Annotated in this window: 2 protein-coding genes and 1 pseudogene; all 3 read left to right on the top strand. The window is 63.6% G+C overall.

Annotated features, from left to right (window positions below; translation table 11 throughout):
* A pseudogene (locus tag EOA27_RS30080) lies at window positions 1-192 on the top strand (DNA-directed RNA polymerase subunit omega); the annotation flags it as partial.
* Window positions 193-316: 124 nt separating this feature from the next.
* A complete protein-coding gene (locus EOA27_RS30075; protein WP_126078320.1) occupies window positions 317-2548 on the top strand; it encodes a bifunctional (p)ppGpp synthetase/guanosine-3',5'-bis(diphosphate) 3'-pyrophosphohydrolase in 2232 nt (743 codons plus the stop codon).
* 23 nt (window positions 2549-2571) lie between these two features.
* The coding region (locus tag EOA27_RS30070; protein ID WP_127257941.1) for a phosphoribosyltransferase family protein at window positions 2572-2933 on the top strand (362 nt) is incomplete at its 3' end.

Below are 2933 nucleotides of genomic sequence, written 5' to 3'. Positions count from 1 at the left end.
CTGCAGAAGCATGTCGAGGTCGATGAGCCGGAAGCCGAGGGCGAGGCGATCACCGACCAGACCGGCGCGACCGCGGTCGCGGCCGACGCCGACGATGCCGAGGAGAACATCGCTTTCGACCGCATGAGCGAGGAAGACCTGCTCGCCGGCATCGAAGGCCTGGTGCCGCCGGAAAAGAGCGACGATTACTAAGAGCTTTTGTCCGGGTTGGATCAACCATCCAGGACTTCCGTATCTCAGGTTTCGTGGCTATCTATGAGATGCGTCGTACGCCAGTGCGGCGCATCAATCATTTCAGCACCGCGAGATCCCGCCCATGATGCGTCAGTATGAGCTTGTCGAGCGCGTCCAGCGCTACAAGCCTGACGTCAATGAGGCACTGCTCAACAAGGCCTATGTCTATGCCATGCAGAAGCATGGCCACCAGAAGCGCGCTTCGGGCGATCCCTATTTCTCGCATCCCCTCGAAGTCGCCGCCATCCTCACCGAGATGCACATGGACGAGGCGACCATCGCCGTTGCCCTGCTGCATGACACGATCGAGGACACCACCGCGACCAGGGCCGAGATCGACGAGCTGTTCGGCCCCGAAATGGGCAAGCTGGTCGAGGGCCTTACCAAGCTGAAGAAGCTCGACCTCGTCTCCAAGAAGGCCGAGCAGGCGGAGAACCTGCGCAAGCTTCTGCTCGCGATCTCGGAGGATATTCGCGTCCTTCTGGTCAAGCTCGCCGACCGCCTGCACAACATGCGCACGCTCGACCATATGCCCGAGTCCAAGCGCCTGCGCATCGCCGAGGAGACGATGGACATCTATGCGCCGCTCGCCGGCCGCATGGGCATGCAGGGCATGCGCGAAGAACTCGAGGAAATCGCCTTCCGCTACATCAATCCGGAGGCCTATCGCGCCGTCACCGCGAGGCTTGCCGAGATTTTCGAGCGCAACAAGGGTGTCCTGCAGGAGATCGAGACGGCGCTGTCCGGCCTGTTCGAGAAACACACCATCAAGGCGAGCGTGAAGAGCCGGCAGAAGAAGCCATGGTCGGTGTTCCGCAAGATGGAGGCCAAGGCGCTCTCCTTCGAGCAGCTCTCCGACATCTTCGGCTTTCGCGTCGTCGTCGATTCGGTCGACGACTGTTACCGTGCGCTTGGCGCCATCCACACCACCTGGTCGATGGTGCCTGGCCGTTTCAAGGACTATATCTCGACGCCCAAGCAGAACGACTACCGCTCGATCCACACCACCATCGTCGGCCCGTCGCGCCAGCGCGTCGAACTTCAGATCCGCACCAAGGAGATGAACAAAATAGCCGAATACGGCGTCGCCGCCCATTCGATCTACAAGGACACCGGCGGCAAAATGAACGGCGCCGGCCACGCGATCTCCAAGGAGACCAACGCTTATGCCTGGCTCAGGCGCACCATCGAGCAACTGGCCGAGGGCGACAATCCGGAGGATTTCCTCGAGAACACCAAGCTGGAGCTGTTCCAGGACCAGGTATTCTGCTTCACGCCCAAGGGCATGCTGATCGCGCTGCCGCGCGGCGCCACGCCGATCGACTTCGCCTATGCCGTCCACACCGATGTCGGCGACACCTGTGTCGGCGCCAAGGTCAATGGCCGCATCATGCCGCTGATGACGGAATTGAAGAATGGCGACGAGGTCGAGATCATCCGCTCCAAGGCGCAGGTGCCGCCCGCCGCCTGGGAATCGGTCGTGGTCACCGGCAAGGCGCGCGCCGCCATCCGCCGCGCCACCAAGAACGCGATCCGCAAGCAATATTCCGGTCTCGGCGCCCGTATCCTGGAACGCGCCTTCGAGCGCGCCGGCAAGACCTTCACCAAGGAGAGCCTGAAGCCGGTTCTGCACCGGCTGGCGCGCAAGGATATCGAGGATGTTCTGGCTTCCGTCGGACGCGGCGAGCTGAGCTCAACCGACGTCATGAAAGCGGTCTTCCCCGACTACAAGGACGAGCGCGTCACGGTCGCGCCGCCCAAGCAGCGCGAGGAAGGCTGGTCGAAGATCCGCAACGCCGCCGGCATGCTGTTCCAGATGCCCGGCACTCGGGCCGCGCGCAAGGGCAAGGACCAGCCGCGCGACGGCGCGGTGCCGATCCGCGGCGTGCGCGGCGACCTGCCGGTGCGCTTCGCGCCGGAAGGCGCCGTGCCCGGCGACCGCATCGTCGGCATCATCCAGCCTGGAACCGGCATCACCATCTATCCGATCCAGTCGCCGGCGCTGCAGGCCTTCGACGACCAGCCCGAGCGCTGGATCGACGTGCGCTGGGACATTGACGAACGCACCAAGGAACGTTTTCCGGCGCGCATCTCGGTCACCGCCATCAACGCGCCTGGTTCGTTGGCCGACATCGCCCAGGTGGTGGCGTCCAACGACGCCAACATCCACACGCTGTCCATGATACGCACGGCGCCCGATTTCACCGAGATGCTGATCGATCTCGAAGTCTGGGACCTGAAGCACCTCAACCGCCTGCTGTCGCAGCTCAAGGACAATTCGAGCGTCAGCGACGCGCGGCGCGTCAATGGCTAGATGAAGATTGAACGGGGGACCAAATGAACACTGACGAAGTGCTGGGCATTTTCCGCGAGGCCGGCGCCGTTCTCGAAGGTCATTTCATCCTGACGTCCGGCCTGCGCAGCCCGGTCTTCCTGCAGAAGGCCCGCGTCTTCATGCATGCCGACAAGACCGAGCGCCTGTGCAAGGCGCTGGCCGAGAAGATCCGGGAAAGCGTGCCCGGAAAGATCGACTATGTCGTCGGCCCGGCCATTGGCGGCCTGATCCCGGCCTATGAGACCTCGCGCCACCTCGGCGCGCCGGCCATCTGGGTCGAGCGGGAAGGGGGCGAGTTCAGGCTGCGCCGCTTCGAGATCGCCAAGGGCTCGCGCGTCGTCATCGTCGAGGACATCGTCACCAC

The organism is Mesorhizobium sp. M2A.F.Ca.ET.037.01.1.1 (assembly GCF_003998075.1).
GTDB lineage: Bacteria > Pseudomonadota > Alphaproteobacteria > Rhizobiales > Rhizobiaceae > Mesorhizobium.
The sequence above is the reverse complement of the archived record's forward strand: the minus strand, read 5'-3'. Positions and strand labels throughout refer to the sequence as shown.